The 24,763-nt window shown below is 67.4% G+C and carries 23 protein-coding genes and 1 tRNA gene; 5 read left to right on the forward strand and 19 right to left on the reverse strand.

Annotated elements, in window-relative coordinates:
- The first annotated feature begins 12 nt into the window (after positions 1-12).
- Both ACM1PE_RS27335 and ACM1PE_RS27340 read left to right on the forward strand, forming a co-directional pair.
- Complete coding sequence (locus ACM1PE_RS27335) at positions 13-1,113, forward strand: transglutaminase-like domain-containing protein (RefSeq protein ID WP_059377152.1); 1,101 nt, start codon at positions 13-15, stop codon at positions 1,111-1,113.
- A 31-nt stretch (positions 1,114-1,144) separates the two neighbouring features.
- Entirely contained in the window at positions 1,145-1,684 is a 540-nt protein-coding gene (locus ACM1PE_RS27340) for a TlpA disulfide reductase family protein (RefSeq protein ID WP_251878624.1), read from the forward strand.
- Positions 1,685-1,700: 16 nt separating this feature from the next.
- On the opposite strand, the gene ACM1PE_RS27345 is transcribed toward ACM1PE_RS27340, so the two are convergent.
- The 7 genes from ACM1PE_RS27345 to fdnG form a co-directional block, all read right to left on the reverse strand.
- Positions 1,701-1,796 (reverse strand) — tRNA-Sec (locus ACM1PE_RS27345).
- A 23-nt stretch (positions 1,797-1,819) separates the two neighbouring features.
- Complete coding sequence (gene selB, locus ACM1PE_RS27350) at positions 1,820-3,754, reverse strand: selenocysteine-specific translation elongation factor (protein ID WP_251878622.1); 1,935 nt, start codon at positions 3,752-3,754, stop codon at positions 1,820-1,822.
- Entirely contained in the window at positions 3,751-5,181 is a 1,431-nt protein-coding gene (selA, locus tag ACM1PE_RS27355) for an L-seryl-tRNA(Sec) selenium transferase (RefSeq protein ID WP_419341587.1), read from the reverse strand. Before selA ends, selB begins: the two co-directional genes overlap by 4 nt.
- The gene (gene fdhE / locus ACM1PE_RS27360) at positions 5,181-6,137 is read right to left on the reverse strand and encodes a formate dehydrogenase accessory protein FdhE (RefSeq protein ID WP_251878620.1); all 957 of its coding nucleotides are present in this window, start codon (positions 6,135-6,137) and stop codon (positions 5,181-5,183) included. Before fdhE ends, selA begins: the two co-directional genes overlap by 1 nt.
- Positions 6,138-6,275: 138 nt before the next feature.
- On the reverse strand, positions 6,276-6,908 hold the full coding sequence (locus ACM1PE_RS27365) for a formate dehydrogenase subunit gamma (protein ID WP_059377141.1): 633 nt from the start codon (positions 6,906-6,908) through the stop codon (positions 6,276-6,278).
- Positions 6,901-7,800, reverse strand: a complete 900-nt coding sequence (gene fdxH, locus ACM1PE_RS27370) for a formate dehydrogenase subunit beta (RefSeq protein ID WP_054455293.1) — start codon at positions 7,798-7,800, stop codon at positions 6,901-6,903. Before fdxH ends, ACM1PE_RS27365 begins: the two co-directional genes overlap by 8 nt.
- 10 nt (positions 7,801-7,810) lie before the next feature.
- Positions 7,811-10,879 carry a formate dehydrogenase-N subunit alpha gene (fdnG, locus tag ACM1PE_RS27375; RefSeq protein WP_306634956.1) on the reverse strand — a complete coding sequence of 1,023 codons (3,069 nt, stop codon included), beginning with the start codon at positions 10,877-10,879 and terminating at the stop codon, positions 7,811-7,813.
- 299 nt (positions 10,880-11,178) lie between these two features.
- Here fdnG and ACM1PE_RS27380 point away from each other — a divergent pair, with 299 nt between their 5' ends.
- Positions 11,179-12,645, forward strand: a complete 1,467-nt coding sequence (locus tag ACM1PE_RS27380) for a DUF1254 domain-containing protein (protein WP_059377138.1) — start codon at positions 11,179-11,181, stop codon at positions 12,643-12,645.
- A gap of 50 nt (positions 12,646-12,695) precedes the next feature.
- Positions 12,696-13,199: an acyl-CoA thioesterase gene (locus ACM1PE_RS27385; RefSeq protein ID WP_059377136.1), complete on the forward strand. Its 504-nt coding sequence runs from the start codon at positions 12,696-12,698 to the stop codon at positions 13,197-13,199.
- 93 nt (positions 13,200-13,292) lie between these two features.
- On the opposite strand, the gene ACM1PE_RS27390 is transcribed toward ACM1PE_RS27385, so the two are convergent.
- The 9 genes from ACM1PE_RS27390 to ssuE form a co-directional block, all read right to left on the reverse strand.
- Entirely contained in the window at positions 13,293-14,300 is a 1,008-nt protein-coding gene (locus ACM1PE_RS27390) for a sterol desaturase family protein (RefSeq protein ID WP_419341593.1), read from the reverse strand.
- A 2-nt stretch (positions 14,301-14,302) separates the two neighbouring features.
- Positions 14,303-15,112: a polysaccharide deacetylase family protein gene (locus ACM1PE_RS27395; protein WP_419341595.1), complete on the reverse strand. Its 810-nt coding sequence runs from the start codon at positions 15,110-15,112 to the stop codon at positions 14,303-14,305.
- The gene (locus ACM1PE_RS27400; RefSeq protein ID WP_013391071.1) at positions 15,096-16,076 is read right to left on the reverse strand and encodes a beta-propeller fold lactonase family protein; all 981 of its coding nucleotides are present in this window, start codon (positions 16,074-16,076) and stop codon (positions 15,096-15,098) included. Before ACM1PE_RS27400 ends, ACM1PE_RS27395 begins: the two co-directional genes overlap by 17 nt.
- Before the next feature lie 173 nt (positions 16,077-16,249).
- Entirely contained in the window at positions 16,250-17,098 is an 849-nt protein-coding gene (locus ACM1PE_RS27405; protein WP_240633235.1) for a DUF2950 family protein, read from the reverse strand.
- Positions 17,099-17,121: 23 nt separating this feature from the next.
- Positions 17,122-18,552, reverse strand: coding sequence for a DUF3300 domain-containing protein (locus tag ACM1PE_RS27410; RefSeq protein ID WP_419341598.1), 1,431 nt, complete (start codon positions 18,550-18,552; stop codon positions 17,122-17,124).
- 122 nt (positions 18,553-18,674) lie between these two features.
- Entirely contained in the window at positions 18,675-18,890 is a 216-nt protein-coding gene (locus ACM1PE_RS27415; RefSeq protein WP_054455309.1) for a TOBE domain-containing protein, read from the reverse strand.
- 63 nt (positions 18,891-18,953) lie between these two features.
- A complete protein-coding gene (locus tag ACM1PE_RS27420; protein ID WP_419341600.1) occupies positions 18,954-19,850 on the reverse strand; it encodes an ATP-binding cassette domain-containing protein in 897 nt (298 codons plus the stop codon).
- Positions 19,847-20,338, reverse strand: coding sequence for an ABC transporter permease subunit (locus tag ACM1PE_RS27425; protein WP_059377120.1), 492 nt, complete (start codon positions 20,336-20,338; stop codon positions 19,847-19,849). The genes ACM1PE_RS27420 and ACM1PE_RS27425 overlap by 4 nt, the downstream gene beginning before the upstream one ends.
- Before the next feature lie 3 nt (positions 20,339-20,341).
- Entirely contained in the window at positions 20,342-20,962 is a 621-nt protein-coding gene (gene ssuE / locus ACM1PE_RS27430) for an NADPH-dependent FMN reductase (RefSeq protein ID WP_059377112.1), read from the reverse strand.
- A gap of 239 nt (positions 20,963-21,201) precedes the next feature.
- On the opposite strand from ssuE, the gene ACM1PE_RS27435 reads away from it, so the two are divergent.
- Positions 21,202-21,639, forward strand: a complete 438-nt coding sequence (locus ACM1PE_RS27435; protein ID WP_059377110.1) for a universal stress protein — start codon at positions 21,202-21,204, stop codon at positions 21,637-21,639.
- Between the two features lie 18 nt (positions 21,640-21,657).
- Here ACM1PE_RS27435 and ACM1PE_RS27440 read toward each other — a convergent pair whose 3' ends face one another.
- Genes ACM1PE_RS27440 through ACM1PE_RS27450 form a run of 3 tightly spaced genes read right to left on the reverse strand, consistent with a single transcriptional unit; the run spans position 21,658 to position 24,656 of the window.
- Complete coding sequence (locus tag ACM1PE_RS27440; protein WP_059377107.1) at positions 21,658-22,665, reverse strand: 2Fe-2S iron-sulfur cluster-binding protein; 1,008 nt, start codon at positions 22,663-22,665, stop codon at positions 21,658-21,660.
- A gap of 12 nt (positions 22,666-22,677) precedes the next feature.
- Entirely contained in the window at positions 22,678-23,157 is a 480-nt protein-coding gene (locus tag ACM1PE_RS27445) for a GlcG/HbpS family heme-binding protein (RefSeq protein WP_419341603.1), read from the reverse strand.
- Between the two features lie 38 nt (positions 23,158-23,195).
- Positions 23,196-24,656 carry an aldehyde dehydrogenase family protein gene (locus ACM1PE_RS27450; RefSeq protein WP_419341605.1) on the reverse strand — a complete coding sequence of 487 codons (1,461 nt, stop codon included), beginning with the start codon at positions 24,654-24,656 and terminating at the stop codon, positions 23,196-23,198.
- Positions 24,657-24,763: the final 107 nt, after the last annotated feature.

The raw sequence follows: 24,763 nt of genomic DNA on the forward strand, positions 1-24,763 counted from the left end.
AGTGAGGGCTACATGGATCGCCGACATTTCCTCCGTTTCTCGGGCGCCCTGTGCGCCGCCAGCGCGACCCTGCCCAGGGCGGCGCGCGCGGGACTCGCCCCCGTCAGCACCGGATGGCGCGCCTTCGAACTGACCACCGACATCACCGTGCAGGATCCGGGCGCGCACGCGCGCATCTGGATTCCGGTTCCCTACGCCACGGACACCCCTTACCAGCGCGGCGCACAGAGCGCCTGGCAGGTCAGCGGCGGCGGCGTCGCCCAGCTGACCCAGGCGCCCGGCTACGGCGTGCAGATGCTGGCCGTGCAATGGCCTGACGCGCAGGCGCCGCGCCAGGTCACGGTCACCAGCCGCTTCCAGACCCGCAACCGGCGCGTGGACCTGAGCCAGCCGCCCTCGGCCGACGCCCCCCGCGAAAGCGCCGCCGCGCTGCGCGAGTTCCTCCAGCCCACCGCGCTGCTACCCACCGACGGCATCGTCAAGAGCACCGCCGACCGCATCACGCGCGGCCACCGCGGCGATCTGGCGCAGGCCCGCGCCATCTACGAATGGGTGGTGGAGAACACCTGTAGGACCGCGTCCACCCGCGGCTGCGGCGTGGGCGACGTGCGCTACATGCTCACGGCCAACGATCTGAACGGCAAGTGCGCCGACATCAACTCCCTGTTTGTCGCGCTGGCCCGCGCCGCCGGCATACCCGCCCGCGACGCCTACGGCCTGCGCGTGGCGGACTCCGAGTTCGGCTACAAAAGCCTGGGCAAGGCTGGCGACGTCACCAAGGCGCAGCACTGCCGCGCCGAGTTCTATGCCGCTGGCTACGGCTGGGTGCCGGTGGACCCCGCCGACGTGCGCAAGGTCATGCTGGAGGAGCCGCCCGGCGAACTGCCGCTGACCGACCCCAAGGTGCGCGCCGCGCGCGTCATGCTGTTCGGCGCCTGGGAAATGAACTGGGTGGCGTACAACCACGGCCACGATGTGGTCCTGCCGGGCGCTACCCACGGTCCCGTGCCGTTCCTGATGTACCCCAACGGCGAAACCTCGGACGGACGGCTGGACAGCCTGGATCCCGCCAGCTTCAGCTACAAGCTCAGCGCCAAGCCGCTTTCCATCTGAGCCCGCCTACTGTCCACCCACGGGGACCGCCATGATCAGCCGCCGCCTACTCCTGCAGTCCGGCCTGTCGCTGGCGGCCCTGCCCTGGTATGCCCGGGCCGCCAGCGACGATGCGCTCAAGAAGGCCACCGGCCCGGACTGGGCGCCCTGGACCGCGTCCACGCCGCCGCTGGCCTTGCCCGACCTGGCCGGCCGCGAGAAGAAACTCGCCTCCTGGCGCGGCAACGTGATCATCGTCAGCTTCTGGGCCACCTCGTGCGACCCTTGCCGCGATGAAATCCCCATCATGTCCGCCATGGCCAAACGCCATCGCGAGGAAGGCCTGCGCCTGGTGGCCGTGAACGTCGGCGATTCGGCGGCCAGGATCAACGCCTTTCTGGCGAAATGGCCGGTCGCGGGTACCGTGCTGCACGACAGGAACAGCACGGCGTCAAAGCAATGGGACGCGGTCGGCCTGCCCGCCAACTATCTGGTGGACCGCGGCGGATCCGTCCGATATTGGCATCTGGGACAGCTGGACTGGAACTCGGACCGGGTAGGCGGCGTGGTGACGGGGATGCTGCGGGCTTAGTGCGCCGCGCAAGAGATGGCGGAAGGCAGCAGGAGTCGAACCTACCTGGGAACGTCTGACGCCCCCAACTGGGTTTGAAGCCCAGCCGTGCCACCGGGCACGAATGCCTTCCACGGTGGCCGCCCATGATACCGGTTACTGCGCCTGCCGCGGGCTTCCGTAGGCGCTTTCCTGGCGCAACACGTGCGCATCGCGCAAGCGCCGGGTATATCCCACGCGGTCGAAGAACTCGAGGATCTGGATCGCGCGCTTCCTGCCCAGACCGGTGGCGTCGCGGAACGAGGCGGCGTTCAAGCCCTCGGGCTGCGCCGCCAGGCCTTGCGCCAGCGCCGCCAGCGCCGCGACCTGGTCGCGATGATAGAACAGGTCCTTCACCACCTGGGCCACTTCGCCGCGCCGCAACAGCTTGCGCAGCAGTTGCCGCATGCGGTCTTCGGGCTCACCCAGCGTGCGGGCGAGATCGCGCACCCAGGGCGGATCGAAGGCGCCGGCCGCCAGCAGCGGCAGCACGCGCCCGGCCAGCGCCGATTCCTCGGGCGCCAAGGTCGCGCTATGGCCCGGCAGGTGCAGCCAGGGGCCATTGCGCACGATGCGGCCATCGCGCTGCAGATCGTCCAGCGCCGCCTGCCACAACGCATCCGGGCCGGCGGGCATGGCCATGCGGCGCAAACGCGGACCGTCGGGGCCTGGTTCGTCGGGCGCGCCTTGATGGAAAGCAGCCAGCGCCTGCTCCACGCGGGCGCGCAGCGCATCCCAATGCGCCGCCAGGATCAGGGTGCGCGGCGCCTGCGGCGTACGCGCCTCCAGCCACACCGCTGCGGGCGGCGCAGGGATCTCGCTCACGGGCTTGCCCGTCAGGCGCTGCAAGGCGTCTTCGTCCAGCCCCAGCGCGGCATGCTCCAGCACGGGATGCAGGCCGGCGCCGTCCAGCATGGCCGCCAGCGCCTGCAACCACTGCATGCGCGCGGCGGACCGGCGCTTGCGGTCCGGGGCGTTCGGATCCAGCACCCGGCCGCCGCCGACCGTGCGCGTGGCCTGCGCGTTGCGCACAATGTAGCGGTCGCCCGGCATGACACAAACAGGATCGTCGAACACCAGCTGCACCCAGCCGGACTGTCCGGGCGCCAGCGATTCCGCGCTCAGCGGCACCACGTGCGCCACGTGGCGCGCGGCGCCGATGTGCACATGCAGCGGCGCCCAGGCGCGCACCGGCGCGTCGGCGGATGCCAGCAGCGTCAGCGCCACGTCGACATGGCGCGACGGCAGGAAGCAGCGCGCATCCGCGATCCAGTCGCCGCGCGCGATGGCGTTCTTGTCCATGCCTGCGAGATTCAAGGCGCAGCGCTGGCCCGCCGCGCCGGTTTCGCTGGCCTGGTTCTGGGCATGGATGCTGCGCACGCGTACGCGCGTGCCGGCAGGCATCAGCCGCAAGTCGGCAGCGTCGTCATCCGCGCGCGCCAGCCCGGCATGGGCCGTGCCTGTCACCACCGTGCCATGGCCGGCCAGGGTGAACACGCGATCGACCGCCAGCCGGAACAGGCCCGCGCTGTCGCGCTGGCGCAGGGCTTGCGCCTCGGCGTGCAGATAGGCCTTCAGTTGCGCCACGCCCGGGTCGTCGGCCTGCGCCGCGCATACGGCGTACAGCGGGGCGTTCTGCAAGAAGGTGCCCGCGGACAGTTCGGCGATTTCCGTGCGCACTGCCTGCAATCTCGCGGCATCGGCGCGGTCGGTCTTGGTCAACGCCACCGCGCCGCGTTCCACGCCCAGCAAAGCCAGGATCGCCAGGTGTTCGCGCGTCTGCGGCATGACGCCGTCGTCCGCCGCCACCACCAGCAGGCCGAAATCGATGCCGCTGGCGCCGGCCGCCATGGTGTGCACAAGCTTCTCGTGCCCCGGCACGTCGATGAAGCCCAGCACGTCGCCGTTGGGCAGCGGGGTGTAGGCGTAGCCCAGCTCGATGGAAATCCCGCGCGCCTTTTCTTCCTTGAGCCTGTCGGTATCGACGCCGGTCAGCGCCCGCACCAGCGTGGTCTTGCCGTGGTCGATATGGCCTGCGGTGCCGATGATCACGCCAGGCGCTCCGCGAGTTGCGCGGCGAAGGCCGCTTCGTCGCGCGCTTCCAGGCAACGCAGGTCCAGCCAGAGGGCGTCGTCGGCAATGCGGCCGATCACGGGCACGGGCAGGCGGCGCAATTGCGTCTCCAGCTTGTCCAGGTGCCGTCCGGCGCGGCCGCTGCCGGTGTAGCGCAGGGCCAGGCCGTAGCTGGGCAGTTGGTCCACGGGCAGGGCGCCGCTGCCGATCTGGCTGAACATGGGTACGGCCTCGACCGCGTAGTGTTCGCCCGCCGCCTGCGCCAGAACGCCGCGCAGGCGTTCGGCCTGCGGCTGGATGTCGCGCTGCGGGCGGGTCAACAAGCGCAAGGTGGTCAAGCGCTGGGCCAGGAACTCGGGCGCACGGTACAGACCCAACACCGGCTCCAAGGCCGCCAGCGTCAGCTTGCTGACGCGCAGGGCGCGCTTGAGCGGGTTCTTCTTGATCTTGCGGATCAGGTCCTTGCGGCCCACCAGCAGGCCGGCCTGCGGCCCGCCCAGCAGTTTGTCGCCGCTGAAAGTGACCAGGTCCGCGCCGGCCGCGATGGTTTCGCGCACGGTGTCTTCCTTGGGCAGGCCGAACTGGGTCAGATCGACCAGCGTGCCGCTGCCCAGGTCCACGGTAGCGGGCAGGCCGCGCGCGTGCGCCAGCGCCGCCACCTCGGCGACGCTCACGCTCTTGGTGAAACCGGTGACCGCGTAGTTGCTGCAATGCACCTTCATCAGCATGGCGGTGCGCGGGCCGATGGCGTTTTCGTAGTCGGCGGCATGGGTGCGGTTGGTGGTGCCAACTTCGACCAGCTTGGCCCCGGCGCGCTTCATGATCTCCGGAATGCGGAACGCGCCGCCGATTTCGACCAGTTCGCCGCGGGACACCACGACTTCGCGCCGGTCCGCCAGCGCGTTGAGCATCAGCAGCACGGCGGCCGCATTGTTATTGACGACGGTAGCGGCCTCGGCCCCCGTCAGTTCGCACAACAGTTCGTCGATCAGGTCGTCGCGGTCGCCGCGCCCGCCGGTGTCCAGGTCGAACTCCAGGTTGGCGGGGGTGGTGAGCGCGCGCAGCACCGAGGCCACCGCCTCGTCGGGCAGCAGCGCCCGGCCCAGGTTGGTGTGCAGCACCGTGCCGGTCAGGTTGTACACGGCCCGCAGCTTCGGCTCGGCCGTCCGGGCCAATGCCGCGGCCACGCGCGCGGCCACGGCGTCGGCGTCGAGCTCCTGGCGCGGCAGCCCGCCGGCCAGCGCGCGTTCGCGCATCGCGTCCAAATCCCGGCGCAGCGCCGCCACCACCTGGGTGCGGCCGTGCTCGTCCAGCGCGGCGCGCATGGCCGGCGCATTCAGCAACCGGTCCAACGAAGGGATCTCCGATACCGCGGCCACGCCGCCTTCGGGCGCTTGTGCGGCCATTACTGCTCTGCTCCCTGATCCGACGCCGGCTCCGATCCGTGCCACAGCAACGGATTGCCGCTGGCCCGCGAATAGCCCGCCTCGCCGACCAGCACGTCCAGCATCAGGCTGGCCAGGTCGTCGGCCACGGGCTCCACCTGCAGGTCCTTGTCCTGGTAGAAGATCTTGCGATAGGTATGGCAGTGGTCGCAGGTTTCCGCCTTGATGGCGGGCGTACGGCCCTCGATGGCCTGATACGCCACCGATTCCACGTCTTCGCAATGCGAGCATTTCACCCGCACCATGTGCCACTGGGTCGCGCACAGGCTGCAGCACAGGTAGCGGTAGCCTTCGAACTGCCCGCCCACGCGCACCACGCTGGCCACCGGCAGGCTGGCGCACACCGGACAGACGCCAAAGGGGCTGGCCACGGGCAACTGCTTTTCGTCGAAACGGCTGGCCAGATCGGTCCAATAGACTTGCAGGGCCGCCATCACGAAGGGCGCCGCGGCGCCGTCCACGCCCTGGTCCTGCTCTGACAGCACCGCCTCGGCCAGATCCTCCAGCGACTCCGGATCCTCGGCCAGCGCACGGCGCAGGCCGGCGCAGACTTCGATGGCCTCGGCCGGCACGTCCTTGGCGCCGGCGACATGGTCCAGCAGCTGGCCCAGGATGTTGCGCCACAAGGGGTCGCGCGGCCAGCCCACGGCCTGCAGGGGCGGCATGCCATGCGCCTGCGCCAGCGAAATGCGCTCCTCGGAAGCCTCGGGCGCCGCGCAGCCCTGCAGGGCGCGATGCTGGGCGTCGACCAGATGCGCCATCAGCAGCAGGTAGTCGGCCACCGGGCTATCCGCCGCCAGTTGCCGCAAGCGGGCTGCGCGCGTGGCGAAAACCGACGCGCGGTCCGGCAGGCTGACTTGGGGAATGCGGTTGTGATCTAGCGCTTCGATCTCGCCGCGCGGAAGAATTCGCTGCACTTGCGTCTCCAGTAAAAAAACACGGCTGCCAGCCTTCAAGGAGAAGGATAGCAGCCGTTGGGCGGGTGCGTGGGGGCCAAGAAAGCCCCATTTGCCGCAGCGCAGAGGGAACGCGCAAACTGCGCGTTCCGTTTTGCACTATTTTCTGATTTGCTCGCGGAACCAGGCGCGATGATGCTTCCACGCCCAACCCGCCGTGACATACCCCCGCAGCATCGCGGTCAGGGAACCCTTGACCCAAATGGCAGCGTAGATGTGCACGATGATGGCGCAGATCAGCACCAGCGCGCTGACGGCATGCACCACCGAAGCGGCGCGGATGACCCAGATCGGGAAGTAGAACGCGAAGTACTCGCGCCAGATCACGATGCCGCTGACGAACAGGCCCAGCATGCAGAGGATCAGCACGTAGAACAGCAGCTTCTGGCCGGCGTTGTACTTGCCGACTTCGGGCAGCTTTTCCTCGCGGTTCTCGACCACGTCGTTCAATTGCCGCATCCACTGGCGGTCGGCCTTCGTCATGAGGTTGTGCCGCCACATGTGGCCGGCGAACACGACGAAGCAGGCGAACATCACCACCCCGATGAAGGGATGCAGGATGCGCGTCCAGGGTCCGCCCCCGAACAGGTTGCTCAGCCAGTACATGGACGGGTGGAACAGCGCCAGCCCGGACAGCGCCAACAGGATGAACGTGAAGGCGATGATCCAGTGGTTGGTGCGCTCGCCCGGCGTGTAGCGCTTGATCCGGCGGTAATGGCGGTCTTCACTCATGGCGCACCTCCTCTTCGGCACGGCGTTCGTCTTCCTCGGACACCTCGTTGCGGCCAACGCGGGCGTAGTGGAAGAAGCCCGCCAGCGCGGTCAGGGCCATGGCGGCCACGCCCAGAGGTTTGGCCAGGCCCTTCCACAGCGAGACCATGGGGCTGATCTGCGGGTCCTTGGGCAGCCCGTGGTACAGCCCGGGCTGGTCGGCGTGATGCAACACGTACATGACGTGAGTGCCGCCCACGCCCTGCGGGTCATACAGGCCAGCCTTGTCGAAGCCGCGCGACTTGAGGTCGACGATCCGCTCCTCGGCGTGCTGCGTCATGTCTTCCTTGGTGCCGAAGACGATGGCGCCGGTAGGACACGCCTTGACGCAGGCCGGCTCCTGGCCGACGGCCACGCGGTCGGAACACAAGGTGCACTTGTACGCCTTGTGGTCCTTCTTGGAGATGCGCGGCACGTTGAACGGGCAGCCGGTGATGCAGTAGCCACAACCGATGCAGTTCTCTTCGTGGAAATCCACGATGCCGTTGTTGTACTGGATGATGGCGCCCGGCGACGGACAGGCCTTCAGGCAGCCCGGATCCTCGCAGTGCATGCAGCCGTCCTTGCGGATCAGCCATTCCAGGTCGCCTTGCGGATTCTCGTATTCGGAGAAGCGCATGACGGTCCAGGAATGCTCGGTCAGGTCGGCCGGGTTGTCGTAGACACCCACGTTGGTGCCGATCTCGTCGCGCAGATCGTTCCATTCCATACAGGCGCTTTGGCAAGCCTTGCAGCCGATGCACTTGGAGACGTCGATCAGCTTGGCCACCGAGCCCGTCACGGGCTCGCGGATGCCCGGCGGCGGCGTGGTGGTGGCGGAGCGCCGCTTGATGTCTAGGGATTGCATGGACATGTCGGTCTCCTTAGGCCTTCTCGACCTGCACCAGGAACGACTTGAATTCCGGCGTCTGGGAATTCCCGTCGCCCACGAACGGCGTCAGGGTGTTGGTGAGGAAGCCAGGCTTGGCCAGGCCCACGAAGCCCCAATGGATGGGGATGCCCACGTGGTGCACCGTCTTGCCCTCGATGGTCAGCGCGCGCAGGCGCTTGGTGACCAGCGCCACCGCCTTGATGTAGCCGCGGTTGGACGACACCTTCACGCGCGAACCGTTGGCGATGCCCAATTCCTTGGCCAGCGCCTCGCCGATTTCCACGAACTGCTCCGGCTGGAGGATCGCGTTGATGCGGACGTGCTTGGTCCAGTAGTGGAAGTGCTCCGTCAGGCGGTAGGTCGTGGCCACGTAGGGGAACTTGTCCACCGTGCCCATCGCGGCCAGGTCGTCCTTGAAGACCCGCGCGGCGGGGTTGCTGGTGACGCCCTTGGCCTTCGGATACAGCGGGTTGTAGCCCAGCGGCGTCTCGAAGGGTTCGTAGTGCTCGGGGAACGGCCCTTCGGCCATGCCCGCCCGCGCGAAGAAGCGCGCCACGCCCTCGGGGTTCATGATGAACGGTCCCATGCCGCCGTCCGGATTTTCGTCGCCCTTGAAGTCGGGGATGTCGGCGCCGGTCCAGAACTTGCCGTTCCAGGAGATCAGGCTGCGGCGCGGATCGAACGGCTTGCCCGCCACGTCACAGGAAGCGCGGTTGTACAGGATGCGGCGGTTGGCCGGCCACGCCCAGGCCCAGTTCAGGGTCTGGCCGATACCGGTCGGGTCGCTGTTGTCGCGCCGCGCCATCAGGTTGCCGGTAGGCCCCCAGGCGCCCGCGAAGATCCAGCAGCCGCTGATGGTGGAGCCATCGTCGCGCAGTTCCGCGAAGCCGGCCAGTTGCTCGCCGGCCTTGCGGGTGACCTTGGAAGGATCCTTGGGATCGGTCAGCTCCACCAGCGCCTTACCCGTGTATTCCTTGGCCAGTTCTTCCGCGGTGGGATTCTGCGGATTGGAGTACGGCCAGGACAGGTTGACGATGGGATCGGGATACTTGCCGCCCTCGTCCTGGTACATCTTGCGCAGGCGCGTGAACAGCAGCGCCATGATCTCGATGTCGCTCTTGGCCTCGCCCGGAGGCTCGGCGCCCTTCCAGTGCCATTGCAGCCAGCGGCCGGAGTTGACGAGCGTGCCGTCTTCCTCGGCGAAGCAGGTGGTGGGCAGGCGGAAGACCTCGGTCTGGATCTTGGAGGGATCCACATCGTTGGCCTCGCCCGCGTTGCGCCAGAACTCGGAGGTCTCGGTGACCAGCGGGTCCATGATGACCAGGAACTTCAGCTTGGCGAACCCGGCGTTCAGCTTGGCCTTGTTGGGCGCGGCCGCCAGGGGGTTGAAGCCCTGGGCGAGGTAGCCGTTCATCTTGCCCTGGTTCATGAGCTCGTAGACTTGCAGCATGTCGTAGAGCTTGTCCAGCTTGGGCAGGTAGTCGAACGCCCAGTTGTTTTCGGCCGTGGCGGACTTGCCCCACCAGGCCTTCATCAGGCTCACGTGGAACTTGCTGTAGTTCTGCCAGTAGCTCAGCTGGTTGGGCCGCAGAGGCTTCTGCGTGCGCGACTCGATGTACTTGCCGTAGTCCTGCTCGGGCTCGTTGGGCAGGGTCATGTAGCCGGGCAGCAGGTTCGACATCAGGCCCAGGTCGGTCAGGCCCTGGATGTTCGAATGCCCGCGCAGCGCGTTCATGCCGCCGCCGGCGATACCGATGTTGCCCAGCAGCAGTTGCACCATCGCGCCCGTGCGGATGATCTGCGAACCGATGGAGTGCTGCGTCCAGCCCAGCGCGTAGAGGATGGTCGCGGCGCGGTTGGTGGTGGCGGTGGACGCCAGCATCTCGCACACCTTCAGGAACTTGTCCTTGGGCGTGCCGCAGACGCGCTCGACCATGTCCTCGGTGTAGCGCGAGTAGTGCTTCTTCAGCAGCTGGTAGACGGTGCGTGGATGCGCCAGCGTCGGGTCCGTCTTGACGTAGCCGTCGTCGCCGCGCTCGTAGTCCCAGCTGGCCTTGTCGTATGTGCGCTTCTCGGCGTCGTAGCCGGAATACAGGCCCGCGTCGAACGCGAAGTCCTCGCGCACGATGAAGGAAAAGTCCGTGTAGTTGCGCACGTACTCGTGCTGGATCTTGTCGTTGTCCAGCAGATACTTGATGACGCCGCCCAGGAAAATGATGTCGGTGCCGGTGCGTATGGGCGCGTAGAAGTCCGCCACGGATGCCGAGCGCGTAAAGCGCGGATCCACGACGATCAGCTTTGCCTTGTTGTGGGCTTTTGCTTCCGTGACCCATTTGAACCCGCAAGGGTGGGCCTCGGCGGCATTGCCGCCCATGATCAGTACTACGTCCGCGTTCTTGATGTCGACCCAATGGTTCGTCATCGCTCCACGGCCAAACGTCGGGGCAAGACCTGCCACCGTCGGGCCATGTCAGACACGGGCTTGGTTATCGAATGCCAGTATCCCCATGCTGCGCACAGTCTTGTGCGTGATGTAGCCGACCTCGTTGCTGCTTGCGGAGGCCGCCAGCATGCCGGTGGTCAGCCACCGGTTGACGGTCTTGCCGTCCGCGGTCTTCTCGACGAAGTTCGCGTCGCGGTCCGCCTTCATGAGCTTGGTGATGCGGGTCAGGGCATCGTCCCACGACATCCGCACCCACTTGTCCGAACCCGGCGCCCGGTATTCCGGGTACTTCAGGCGGTTGGGGCTATGGATGAAGTCGATCAGGGCAGCGCCCTTCGGACAGAGCGTGCCGCGGTTGACGGGGTGGTCCGGGTCGCCTTCGATGTGCATGATGCTGGCGCGGGCGTTCTTGGAGCCGTCGCCCAAGCCGTACATCAGCAGTCCACAGGCGACCGAACAGTAGGGACAGGTGTTGCGCGTTTCAGTCATGCGCGCAAGCTTGTACTGGCGGACTTCGGCCATGGCCGTGCCGGGGGCTGCCCCCAGCAAAGCCAGGCTGGAGCCTGCCAGCGTCGCACCGGTCACCTTGAAGAACTGGCGGCGATTCATGTTGACCATGAAACACTCCTCTCCGGGTGAAATGAAGGAAGCCGTTGGCTGGCCGAAGCAAAAGCCCTACGAATTCCAAGGATATTTTTCCAAGTATAGGCTTTGCGCGACGGGTACGCCATGGGACCCGTCTTAAGGACGACCTTCCTTATGTCTGAGATTTAGCGGCAAAATCGGAGGTTTTCGCAGATTTTGGATGATCCGCCGGCTGCTACCATCTGCGGCTGCCTGGACTGGCCCGCCGACCCTCCCTTTTTTGGGGAGGCCGCGCCGCCAGCCTTCTTTCCCGCATGACCGTAGGAGCGCCGATGCGCCGCCTTGTTGCCCTGGCCTTGTCCATCACCGCCACGCTCGCGCCAGCCACGCTGACCCGCGCGGCCCCGGCCGCCCTGACTCCCGCCGCGGCCGCCACCGAAGCCGCCCACCAGGCGGGCATGGAAGGCTATCTCTACTTCTACCCGCTGGTCACGATGGACCTGACCCGCCGCCAGTTCACCCACCCGTCCCGCGGCGCCGAGGGCGCGCCGGCCAATACCTTTCTGCATGCGCGGGCGCTGCCGCAGCCGGGCGCGGCCACGCCCTGGGCCAATCCGGACATGCTGCGCAGCGTCGGCTGGCTGGACCTGACGTCCGGGCCGGTGGTGCTGTCGGTGCCGGATACCCAAGGCCGGCTCTATGCGCTGACGCTGCTGGACATGTGGACGGATGTGTTCGCCACGCTGGGCAAGCGCAGCACCGGCACGGCCAAGGGCAATACCGTGATCGTGCCGCCGGGCTGGAGCGGCGTGCTGCCCTCGGGCATGGCGCGCATCGACGCGCCCACGGCCTACGTATGGGCCAAGAATCTGATCCAGGCGGATGGACCCGCCGACTACCCAGCGGTCCACGTCTTGCAAGACGGCTTCCAGCTGACGCCGCTGGCGCAATGGAACCTGCCCGCGCAAGCGCAGCGGGCGAAGGCCGATCCCTCCCTGAATCTGCGCATCCCGGTGCGCGAGCAGGTCGAGTCCATGCCGACCGACGCCTACTTCGAATATGCGGCCGAGCTGCTGCGCAAGAACCCGCCGCATGCCACCGATCAGCCCGTGCTGGCCAGGCTGCGCGGTGCCGGGCTGGCCGCCGGCCGGCCGTTCGACTTCGCCCAGCTCGACCATCCCGCCAAACAGGGTTTGCGCCGCGGCCTGCGGGCGGCGCGCGAGCGCATGACGGCGGCGGCCGGCGCCACGGTGCGCAGCGTCAACGGCTGGCACCAGGAAACCGCCAGCATCGGCGTCTACGGCAATTCCTATCTGCGGCGCGCCCTGGCGGCGCAGGCGCAGCCAGGCGCGGGCCTGCCCGAAGACCTGAGCGTGCTGCTGCTGGCGGCCGACAGCCAGGGCGCACCGCTGGATGGCGCGCACGGCTACACGCTGCATTTTGAAAGCGGCCAACTGCCGCCCGCCGCGGCGCTGTGGTCGCTGGCGGCCTACGACGCGCAAGGCATGCCGTCGGCCAATCCGCTGAACCGCTACGCGCTGGGCGACCGTGATCCTTTGCGGTACAACGCCGACGGTTCGCTGGACCTGCGCATCAGCCATGCGCCGCCCGCGCCCGAGGAACAGTCCAACTGGCTGCCGCTGCCCGCAGCCGGCGCAGTCAGCGTGCTGCTGCGCGTCTATGCGCCCGAACCCGCGCTGCTGGACGGATTGTGGACGCCGCCCGCCCTGCTGCGCGACACCCCGCCCGAAGACACCCCGCAAGAATCCCCGGAAGCCGCTGAAAAGACGCAGCCATGACAGGCGCCTGCCGCTACCATAGGCGTTTTATCCAAGATTGAACGCCCGCCATGGACGAAGCCTTTAGCCACCAATTGTCGATGACCATCTTGATGACGCCGGACATGGCGAATTTCTCAGGGAATGTGCACGGCGGAACCATCCTCAAGTACCTGGACCAGGTGGCCTACGCCTGTGCCAGCCGGTACGCCGGCCAATACGTGGTGACCCTGTCCGTGGACCAGGTCGTGTTCCGCGAACCCATCCACGTGGGCGAACTGGTGACTTTCCTGGCGGCGGTGAACTACACCGGCCGCACGTCCATGGAAATCGGCATCAAGGTCGTCACCGAGGACATCCGCAAGAAGCTCGTGCGCCATACCAATAGCTGCTATTTCACGATGGTTGCGGTGGATGAGCAGGGCGCGCCGACCGCGGTGCCGCCGCTGGAACCGCGCAACCTGGAAGAAAAGCAGCGCATGGAAGCCGCCCGGCTGCGCCGCGAACTACGCCAGGAAATGGAACGCAGGCACGGCGAGATCAAGCGGGAAACCACGCACGACGCGCAGCCCTGACACGGGATTCCCTGCCCGCCCAAAACAAAACGAGCCCAGCGGGCTCGTTTTTTCATGCGTGGTCCATGCGTGGCCTCTGAGGCCAGACCGGCTTCAGGCGCGTTCCGCCGAGGCCGGAGGCGACGGCGGCGCGGCGGCGGGTTCGCGGTCGCGGCCCACCATGCGCTTCAAGCCCAGCCACTGCTGCGACCAGAAGCCGCGGCCGTAATCGCGTCCGCCCAGCTCCGCCTGCTGGTCATGGATGCCCGTGGGGCCGTAGCCCACGCCAAAACGGGCAGTGCGGAACAGCACGTCCCAGATGGGGAACAGCGCGCCGAAGTTGTAGCCGCCCACCGGTCCCGGCGACGAGGCGTCGTAGGCGATGGAGTGGTGGTGCCGGTGAAAGCGCGGGCTGACCAGCAGGCGCTCGCCGATGGCGCCGAAATGCATGCGCAGGTTGGCGTGCGAGAAGCTCTGCGCCAACTGAGTGATGGCCACCACCATGACGAACTGCGCCGGCGGCACGCCCACCAGCTGCGACACGAACACCACCAGCACGTCGCGCAGCATGTCGTCCAGCAGGTGGTTGCGGTCGTCGCTCCACATGGTCATCTGGCGTTGGCTGTGGTGCACGGCGTGCAGGGCCCAGAGCCAGCCGAAACGGTGCTGGGCCCGATGGTAGAAGTAGTCCACCGCGTCGAACAGCAACAGGTAGATGATCAGGCTGACCCAGGCCTTGTCCGTCACGCCGGGCCAGTACTGGTCCAGCTGGAACGGCGCGAACCCCCAGACATGCAACTGGCCGAACACGCTATCCCATAGCGGCTCCACCATGAAGAACAGCACCAGCCGGAAAGCGCCCAACCGGTGGATCAGCGTGTAGAGCACATCGATGCCGATCTGGCGGCGGTCGGTGACGGCCTCGACCGGACGCAGGCGCTGCAGCGGGCCGAACACCAGCACCAGCACGGCGACCTGCAGCAGGCCGACCAACAACCACATGGTGGCGTCGTAGCCGTCCTCGATGAAGTTGCTCATGCCCAGGTGGAACAGCGCGGGCTGAATCGCCGTTTCGAAGAGCCATTGCTGGCACTCTCCGAACAATTGACTAAGCGTATCCATGATCAATGATGCGTAGCGATCCAATCGCGGTAGGACGGATGCGTATCCAAGGTAGCAAAACAATAGCCCTTGCGCTGCAAACCTTCAATCAGCGGCTCCAGCACGGCCGGCGCCCAGGGGTCCTGGCGCGACCAGATGCCCAGGTGCGCCAGCAGGATGTCGCCGGGCTTGATGGTGCGCAGCGCCTGGTCCAGCAGGCGGGCGTTGGGGTATTTGTCGCTGGGCAGTTCGTCGCCCAGGAAACCGGCGGGCGCCCAGCCCACGTGCTCGAAGCCGCAGGCCTTGGCCGCCTTCAGCAGCGCGGGCGAGGTCTTGCCGCCCGGCGCGCGGTAGATCGGCAGCATGTTCTTGCCCGTCATCTGATGGAAACGGGTGACGGACCGCTTGATCTCGGCGCAATACTGCTCGGGCGTCCATTCGGCGCGCTTGCCCGCGTCCGGACCGGCGCTGGGCTTGACGCGGAACTTGCCGTCGGGGAGATCCGCCTGCCAATAGACGTGGTCATAGGTGTGCGAGCCGAAGACATGGCCTTCGGCCGCGCGCGCTTTCCACCAGGGCGCCCACACGTCGTCCAGGCTGGAGCCGTCGGTCAGCGTGCGCTCGTTGGCCAGGAAAAACGTCACCTTGACGTTGTGTCGGGCCAGCACGTCGGCGATCAGCGGGGCCACGCCCATGTGGCCGGTATCGAACGTCAGGTAGACCGGTTTGTCGCAGGTGGCTGGCGCCGTTATCCCGAGCGTCGGGAGGAGCAGCGCGAGCAAGGCCGCCCAAACGGGCGCGGCGCGGGGGCTTCTCTTACCGCGTGGGAGCATGGTTCAGCGTCCAGACGCCATGGGGCGACTTGCCCACCGGCACCTGATTGACCACCTTTTTCTGCTCCAGGTCCACCACGGTGAGCTTGCGGGCCCAGCGCGAGGTGACCAGCAGGGTCTTGCCGTCGGCCAGCACGTCCATGCAGTCCGGACCGCCCGGCACCGGGAAGGTATCGGTGACGGCCAGCGTCTGCAGGTCGATGCGGCTGATGGAATTGGCGGTACGGTTGCTGACGAACAGGTGGCGGTGGTCGCCCTGCGCGCGGAAGGCGTGGGCGCCCGCGGCGGTCTTGATGCGCGTCACCAGCTTGGCCGGGCCGTTGCTGACGTCGTAGGCCTCGACGTAGGAGTCGCCGGTCAGTGCCACCAGCAACGTCTTCTGGTCGGGCGTCAGGAACACGTCGGCGGGCGTCTTGCCCACCGACACCGTCCATTTCGGCGTCTGCGTGGCCAGGTCGATGGCAATGAGCTGATCGCTGTCCTGCAGCGTCACGTAGGCCGTGGTGCTGTTCTTGTCGATCATGATGTGGCTGGGCGTCTTGCCGGCCTGGATGCGCTTGACCAGCTTGAGGTCGAAGCCCTTTTCCAGCGGATGCCAGGAATAGATGTCGATGTGGTCCAGGCGGTTGGCCGCGGTCACGAACCACTTCATGTCCGGCGAGAATTGCAGCTGGTAGGGATCGACGATGCCGGTCAGCGTGCGCTGCACTTCACCGGTCTTGGGATCCATCAGCGTGATCGAATCGCTGGTGGCGTTGGCCACCATGAGCGACTTTTCGTCGGGGGTCAGGTACAGGTGATGCGGCTCTTTGCCCGTGGGCACGCGCCGCAATTCCTTGTAGGTGGCCGGATCAACGATGCTAACGTTGGCGTCCAGGGAGTTCAGGACGAAAATCGGGGCCGAGGCGGCCGCGGCGCTAAGCGCCATCCCTACGCCGAACAGGGCGTAGCGGACAAAATGCATGGGGTTCAATTTCTAGGTCCGGCAAAGGGGTATCGGGCAGGGTCCCGGTGCTCGCCATTTTAGGCACAGCGGGCTGACAAAAGGGCATCGTGCCGTGCCAGCCGGACAAACGGACACGCCTGTTGCGACCCAGCAACAGGCGTACGCCGATTACTCCCCGAAAACCGGAAAAATCATTTGCTGCCAACGGGTTGCACGTCGGCATCGGTCCAGGTTCCGGCACGGATATCGCGTTCCCGCAAGGCCGCGGCGCGCGCTGCGGACGAGGGTCCCAGGTCGGCCTCCAACACGCGCCCGTCGGGGCCGACGACGAAGGAGTCGATGCCGGTCTGCCCGTAACGCGCCGGCCAGGCGACGATGTGATACGAGCCGCCGTCCGCGCCCGGTATCACCTTGTACCGGTAGCCGTAATAAGCATCGTCCAGCGGCACCTCCGGCCCCATGCTGAGCGCGTCCAAGCCATAGGCCTGCTGCGGGGCGCCCGGCACCTCGGGCCAGTACAGCCCGTCGCGTTGCCCCGGACGGCTGACCAGGCGGCTCGCGTAGCGCCCCTGGCCCACGCCGTCCTTGTAACGACCTTGCGCGGCCTGCAGCTCCCGCAGGGTCTCGATGGCGGTCAGTTCGTTGCGGCCGATCGCGCGGCGGCGGATTTCCGCCGTGCCCGCCGCCGGGTCGAAACGCCAGCCCTGCCCGGCGCGCACGATGGGCACGGGCAGGGTCCAGCCCGAATCCCCGACCGCCAGCCAGGAACGGCCGCCATCGGCCACGATCTCGTGCTTGCGCGACCAGGCCGCCAGGAAACGGTAGATGTCGTCCTGCGCCACGCCGCCCGGCACGATCTTGCTGTGATTCGGCCCCAACACCTTGGCCAGTCCGTCGAGGTCGCCAGTGGCCATGGCGTCGACGAAGGCGTCGGCGGCGGCCTGCGGGCTCGGATACAGGCTTTGCGCCGCGGCGGGGGCCGCAAGGCCCAGCGCCAGCAGCGACGCGGCGCCCAGCGCGCGCAAACGAGCAATGGTCATGAGAGTTCCCTTGTCCATGGTGCTTATCTCCGGCCGCCGAAATGTCCGCCGCCGCCACCACCACCGCGTCCGCCGCCTGCGTGTCCGCCGCCGCGCGGACCGCCGCCACCGCCGCCGCGGTTCATCTCGCTGCGCGTGTGCTGCTGCCGCATTTGGTCGCCGTTGCCGGCGCCGCTCAGCGCGTTGGCGCTATTGGAGGCGCGGCCACGATCGCGCGCGGCCGCTTCGTCGGCGCGCTGGCGCTGGGCTGCAGCTTGACGGTCCTGCGTGGACACGCTGTTGGACGGCCGGTTGTGCTGCGCCTGCCCGCCGCCTTGCGCCCGGTCGCGAGCCCCTTGCCCCCCCTGCCCGCCTTGTCCAGCCCGTTGTTGCCCTTGGCCTTGCCCGCGGTTCGCCGCAGCATCGCCTCGGCCCGCCCCCTGGCCGCGCCCCGCGCCCGGTTCGGCATGGCCGGGGATGGACTGCCCGGTGCGGCCTTCGAACGACTGCGCCGCGCGCTGGCGCGCGGCATCGCGGGAGTTCGGCGCTGCCGCCGCGCCCGGCGAGCGGCCGCCCTGGCCCTGCGCCCGGTTCTGCACGCCAGCCTGACGCTGGCTGTCGAAACGTTGGCGGCTGGCCTGGTCCGCATACGGGGTGTTGCCGCGGTTGGCCGGGTTGTGCTGCCAGGTGGTCCTGTTGTTGTTGTTGATGTTGTTGCGGTCGATTCGCTGGTTGACGTTGATGTTGTTGTAGCGATTGACGTCGATGTCGACGTCGTTATGCCCCCAATCGAACCCGCCCCACATGGAGTTGACCGCAGCCACGCCCAGGCCGAAGCCGATGCCGGCCACCAGCGAGGTGGCGAACACCGAACCCGGAGGCGGCGGGTAGTAGTAAGGCGGATAGGAGGGGTAGGCCCAGGTGCCGTACACCACCGTCGGGTTGTAGCTGGGCACGTACACGACCTGCGGATCGGCCGGCTCGATCACCACGACGGTCTTGTCGTTGGTCGTGCTGGAGGTGACCTTCTGCTGCGGCGTGCTCTTCAGGTTGCCGGCCTTCTGCGCCTGGACGCGCAGCCGCTGGACCGAATCCATGACGGCGTCGGGCTGCGCCAGGAAGGCGTCGCCCACGGATTTCACCCAGTCCGGCTGGCGGCCCATCATGTCCATGACCGAGGGGAAGGCCACCAGGGATTTGACGCTGGGATCCCAGGATTCGCCCTCGACCGCCTTGACGGCCTGGTCGCCGGATTCCGAGGTATGCGCGGCCGACCATTTGGCGGCCGCCGCGACATCGTCGGGGTAGGTCGCGCCCATGAGGATTTGCGAGAGCAGCGAATCCGGATACAGCGCCACCGGCGCCATCAATTGATCCAGTTGCGCGTTGTCCAGCTTGGTCTGCGCCGTGGCGGGAAGGCACACAGCCAACCCCAGGCATAACCAGCCGATGAACCATCGTTGCAGTCGACGCATTTTCCGTTCTCCGTGAATCGCCAAGCGTAAAGCCACAAGCCAGGAGGAACTGCCGGATATCGCGCTGACAATATATGCCTAACCCCGGCGCAGGGGAAGCGCCGGCGCGGATCTGCTTCGGTTCACAGTTTGGCGACGGAAACCTCGGTCGCCTTGACGAAAGCCAGCACCTCGGTGCCGACCTCCAAGCCCAGTTCCTTGACCGACCGGGTGGTGATCACCGAGGTCACGATGCCGGCCGGCGTATCCACGTCCACCTCGGACACCACCGGACCCAGGATGATCTCCTTGATCTTGCCGCGGAACTGGTTGCGGGCGTTGATGGATTGAATGCTCATGGTCTTGCTCCTGGAGTGAAGAGCGGCGTCATGCCGCCCATGGGGGAATCGCCGAGCGCGGTCTCAGACCGCCAGCCGCAGGTGCCGGATCTGGATGACGGGCGCCAAGGGCCGCGCGGCGTCCGGCGTGTCTTGCAGACGCAACGCGGCGCGCAGCACGCGGGCCTCCAGCGCGGCGAATGCGGCCGAGCCGCGCACCCGAGGACGCGCCAGGCCGACGCGCTCGTCCAGCGCCACGCCGCCTTCGTCCAGCACCAGGATGCGATCCGCCACCGCCACGGCCTCGGCCGCGTCGTGGGTCGCCAGCACGGCGGTAAATCCCTGCCGGCGCCAGATATCCTCCAGCAGCCGCTGCGCCTCGATGCGGCTCAGCGCGTCCAGCCCCTGAAACGGTTCGTCCAGCAACAACAGGCCGGGACGGCGCGCCAGGGCCCTGGCCAGCGCCACGCGCTGGCGCTGCGGCTCGGACAGCTGCGCGGGCCAGTCGCCGCCGCGGCCGTCCAGGCCCACCTGGCGCAACGCTTCGGCCGCCTGCGCCGTGCCGGGCAGGCCCAGGGCGACGTTGTGCAGCACGGTCTTCCAGGGCAGAAGGCGCGCGTCCGGCAGCAGGAGGCGCATGCGGCCGTCACGCTCCCAGACGGGAAAATTGTCGAACAGCAGCGGCGGACGGGCCGGCTCGCCGCCCTGCTCGCCGCTGGGCGCGAGCTTGCCGGCCAGCAGATGCAGCAAGGTGCTCTTGCCGCTGCCTGCGCGCCCGACCACGGCCACGAACTCGCCGGCCGCAATCTCCAGGTCCAACGCCTGCAATGCGATGCGGTCGCCATGGCGCTTGGCGAGCTTGCGCAAGGTTACGCGCAGCGCAGTTCGCGGCTCGGCCTCGGGCATTTCGTCCGGCTCCGTACGCTGGCGCACGTCCAGGTGCTGCAACAGTTCGAACTCATTGGGATTGATGAACATCATCGCGGCCTCCAGCGCAGCAGCCAGCGCTCCAGCGCGCTTACCAGCGCCCCCGAGCCCAAGCTGAGGACCGCGTAGAGCGCAATCGCCAGCAGCAGGATCGTCACGCCCGGCGGACCGTTGCCCAGCCATTGCGGAATTCCCGGCGCAGTCGGCGTCGCGAACAGCTCCAGTGCTATCAGGGTCAGCCATAGCAGTCCCAGCCCCTGCCTCAAGCCCGTCAGGATGAACGGCAACGCGCCCGGCAGATGCACATGCCAATAAAGAGACCAGCCGCTCAGGTCATGGGACCGGCCGGTGTCGACCAGCGCCGGATCCGCCGCGCGTATGCCGCGCACCGCCTGGTACAGGAGCGGCGCAAGCAGGCTCAGCGCCGGCAGCGCCTGCCTGGCCGTCTCGCTGCCGCCCAGCCACAGCGCCGCGAGCAACGCGCCTCCCAGCCAAGGCAAGGCCGGCGTGTCGGGAGCGGCGCGGACGCGGGTGCGGCGCATCGGTCAGACGCAGAAGCCGCCCGCTAGCGCGAGCCGGCCCAGATCGTAGGATGGGTTGGAAACGGCGGCGCGCGGCAATACCAGTTCGGACAGGCGCTCCACCGAGTCCTCCAGCCGCCGGCGGACTTCCCCGTCTATCTCGCCCGCGCCGAACTCGTCCACGCGTACCTGGGTATCGGTGGCGTAGACGCCCGCCAGGATGTGGCGCGCGCCCAGCGCCGACAGCACGGGCTTCAGGCCGTACTCCAGCGCCAACAGATGCGCCGGGCTGCCGCCCGTGGCGATGGGCAACACCACCTTGCCGGCCAGCGCCTTGGGATCCAGCAGGTCCAGTACCGCCTTCAACCCGCCGGAAAAGGAGGCCTGATAGACCGGCGAGGAAATCACGACCGCATCTGCCGCCGCCACGCGGGCACGCAGCGCGTTGGCCGCGGCGCCGGCGTAATTGCCTTCTATCAGGTCTTCGGCGGGGATATCGCGCAAGCCCAGTTCGCCCACGCTCAACCCGCGCGGCTGCAGGATCCCGGCGGCGTGCCGCAGCAGCACCGCGGAACGGGAGCGCTGCGACGGACTGCCGGCGATGGCGAGTACACGGGCGTGAGCCTGGTGACGTGGCGATGACATGGAAGGTTGTTTGCGGCTGTGGGTTCAAGGAGTCGAACCGATTCTGTCATCGCCGCGCTGCGTCGAAAAATACTTAGTCGATATGAGGTTATGTTGAAACGCAGGTTCGGCCGCTTTGGGAAATATACGAAAAGCACAGCCCGCTCTCTCGTCCGTATGCAGGACTGGCTTGCACCAGGCGGCGAGCCTATACTGGATTGGCTAGTTGCTCCCGATTCCTTTTCGAAAGGAGAGGCAACATGTATAAGCACCTGCTCGTCGCCGTGGACGGCTCCCTGCTGTCTGAATCGGCTTTCAAGCGCGCTCTTGTTTTCGCCAAGGAAATGGGAGCCACCATCACGCTCATCCGCGCCATTCCGGAGGACCATCTGCTGGTCTACCAGGCCGAAATGCTGGGCACCACGCAGGCGCACCACACCGACCAGGCGCGCAAGAACGCGCAAACCTACCTGGACAACCTGGAGATGGAAGCGCGCCACGCGCTGGTGCCGTGCAACGCCGTGGTCACGGTCAACGACCATCCGCACGAAGCCATCGTCGAGGCGGCGCAGAACCAGGGCTGCGACCTGATCATCATGGGTTCGCACGGTCGCCACGGCATGACGGGCTTCTTGCTGGGCAGCGAAACCCAGCGCGTGCTGGCGCGCACCCGACTGCCGGTGCTGGTGTACCGATAATCCGGCAGGCGCGGCCGTTCAGGCGGCGGCCAGCGCGTGCTGGAAGGTAAAGCTGTCGGAATACATGTGGTCCAGGCTGGCGCCGCGCGCGGCCAGCAGGCTCTTGGCTTGGTGGATCATGTCAGGCGCGCCGCACAGGTAGAAGGCATGCTCGGACAGATCCTGGTGGTCTTCCAGGACCGCCTGCTGCACGTGGCCGCGGCGGCCCTGCCAGTCCGCGCCCGCGCGCGACAGCACCGGCACGAAGTTGAATTCGTACAGCCGCCCTGCCCAGCTTTCGATTACGTCGCGCAGGTAGAGGTCGGCCTCGGTGCGCATGCCCCAGTAGAGCGTGACGGGCGGGCAGTCCTCGTTGTCCAGCAGCGATTCCAGGATGGCCTTGATCGGCGCGATGCCCGTGCCGGTGGCCATCATGATGAGCGGCCGCCAGTCTTCCTCGTGGTAGCTGAACACGCCCAGCGGCGCTTCGATCTCCACGCCGGCGCCGGCTTGCGCCTGGCCCAGCCACTGGTCGGTGTAGCGGCCGCCTGGAATGCGGCGCACATGGAAATCCACCAGGTTGCCGGCGGGCGCCGAAGCCATGGAAAAGCTGCGCGTCTCGCCGTCGGGCAGCACCACGTTCATGTACTGGCCCGGCACATACTCCAGGCCCGCTTCGGGCAGCGCCAGCGTCAGGTGGATGACGTCGTCGCAATACCGTTCGATGCGGTGGATGGTGGCGGGCAGGCGGCGCGGTTCGGGAAACGACTGCCGGCTGCTGGCCACGCTGATGCAGAGATCGCCCAGCGGCCGGGCCTGGCAGGCCAGCGCGTAGCCTTCGGCCGCTTCTTCGGGCGTCAGGGCCATGGGGAATTCTTCATACTCCACGGCGCCGGACTCCAGCTTGATGCGGCATGTGCCGCAGCCGCCGAAGGTGCACTCGTGCGGCAGCTTCACCGCCGAGCGCTCGGCGGCCTGCAGTACGGATTCGCCTTCTTCGACCTGGAACGATTCGTCGGTTTGCAGGATGTGCACGCGGTATGCCATGGCCGGCCTCGCTTATTTCTTGATGTCCGCCTCGACCAGCACTTTCATGCCGCGCGGCTCCAGCAGCGCCGCCAGCGCGGCAAGCGCGGCCAGGCCGGCCTTGGTGTCCTGTTCGCCGTTGCCGCCGCTCAGGCCCACGCCCCCGATCACCTCGTTGTTCACCACGATGGGAAAGCCGCCGACGAACACGGTGAACTTGCCGTCAAAGCTCCACTGGATGCCGAAGGCCTCGTTGCCAGGCAGCGCCGGACCGTTGGGCGGAGTGTTGAACAGATGGGTGGAACGCTTGTGCCCGGCCGCGGTAAAGGCCTTGTTCCAGGCGATCTGCGGGCCGGTGATGCGGGCGCCGTCCATGCGCTCCAGGGCGATGGGATAGCCGCCGTCGTCGACGATGCAGATCGACTCCAGCACGCCGATTTCCTCGGATTTTGCGATGGCCGCGCGGACCATCACGCGCGCTTCTTCCAGTTCCAGACGATAGACCTGCTTCATGGGGATACCTCTTCTGCTTGCGATTGGGAGCCGCGGCCTCAGCCGGCGCGGTAGACGGTCTTGATCTGCGTGTAGAACTCCAGGCCCACCCGCCCCGATTCGCGGAACGTGGAGGTGCTGGAATGCTTGAGTCCGCCGAACGGCGCGTTGATCAGGTTGCCGGTGGTGGTCCGGTTGATCTTCACCGTGCCGGCCTGGATGTCGCGGGCGAAGCGGTGCGCATAGCGCGCATCGGTGGTGGCGATGGCGGCCGACAGGCCGTATTCGGTGTCGTTGGCCTTGGCGATGGCGTCTTCGTAGCCGTCCACTTCGATCAGCGCGATCACCGGGCCGAAGATCTCTTCGCGGGCGATGCGCATCTGCTGCGTGACGTCGGTGAAGAGCGCCGGCGACACGTAATAGCCGCGCTCGAACCCGGTGCCCGTCAGGCGGTCGCCGCCGTACAGGTGGGTGGCTTCCTGCTTGCCTGCCGCCACATAGCCCAGCACGTTGTCCAGCTGCTTGGCCGTGGCCAGCGGCCCCAGGTCGAAGTTGCCGTCCAGGCCGTTGCCGATGGTCAGCGCCTTGATGCGGGCCAGCAGCTTGTCGGTGTAGGCCTGGCGCACGCGCTTGTCCACCAGCACCCGGCTGGTGCCGGTGCAGGCCTGGCCGCTGAGCGAAAAGCCGCCCTTCACTGCCAGGTCCACGGCGCGGTCCAGGTCGGCGTCCGCCAGCACGATCAAGGGGTTCTTGCCGCCCAACTCCATCTGCGTACGGGTGGTCAGGCCCGCGGTCCGGTGGATCTGCTCGCCCGCGGCAGTGGAGCCGGTAAAGGAAATCGCCCGCACCGCGCGCGCGCCGGTAATGGCCTCGCCCACCGCGCCGGCCGGGCCGGTCAGGAAGTTCAGCACCCCGGCCGGCAGGCCGGCTTGGACGAAGGCTTCGGTCAGGCGGTAGCCCGACATGGGCGCGTCGGACGAGGGCTTGAACACCACGGTATTGCCCGTGATGAGCGCCGGGGCGATCTTGCGGGCGGGAATGGAGATGGGGAAGTTCCAGGGGGAAATCACCGTCACCACCCCCAGCGGCTCGCGCTGGCTGTAGACCACCATGTCCGGGTCGTCATTGGGATAGGTCTCGCCCGTGAAGGACTGCCCCTCCACGGCGTAGAAGCGGATCGTCTGCGCCGAACGCAGCACCTCGTCCTTGGCCAGGTTCAGGCTCTTGCCCTCTTCCCGAGTCAGTTCGCGGGCGATGTCGTTGGCGTGGTCTTCCAGGTACTGGGCCGCGCGGAACAGGATGGCGGCGCGCTTGGAAATCGGGGTATCGCGCCAGCCGGCGAAGGCGGCTTCGGCGGACGCCACCGCCTGGCGGGCGTCTTCCGCGTCCGACACCTGGAAACGGCCCACGATATCGCTGGTGTCGGCCGGGTTGATGTTGGGCGCCGTCTTGCCGGTGCCGCTGGGCACCCAGCTGCCGCCGATGTGGTTCAGGAATGTTTGCTGCGAGAGGTCGTCCACGGGAGCTCTTCCTTAATCTGCGCCCGGCTGGCCGCGATTGCCTGGGCGGGTTGGCTTATGAACATTGTATACTTTAATCAATATGGATCGATACGTGTAAACCCCTG

This window comes from Achromobacter sp. PD1 (genome assembly GCF_048541815.1).
GTDB lineage: Bacteria > Pseudomonadota > Gammaproteobacteria > Burkholderiales > Burkholderiaceae_B > Achromobacter > Achromobacter bronchisepticus_A.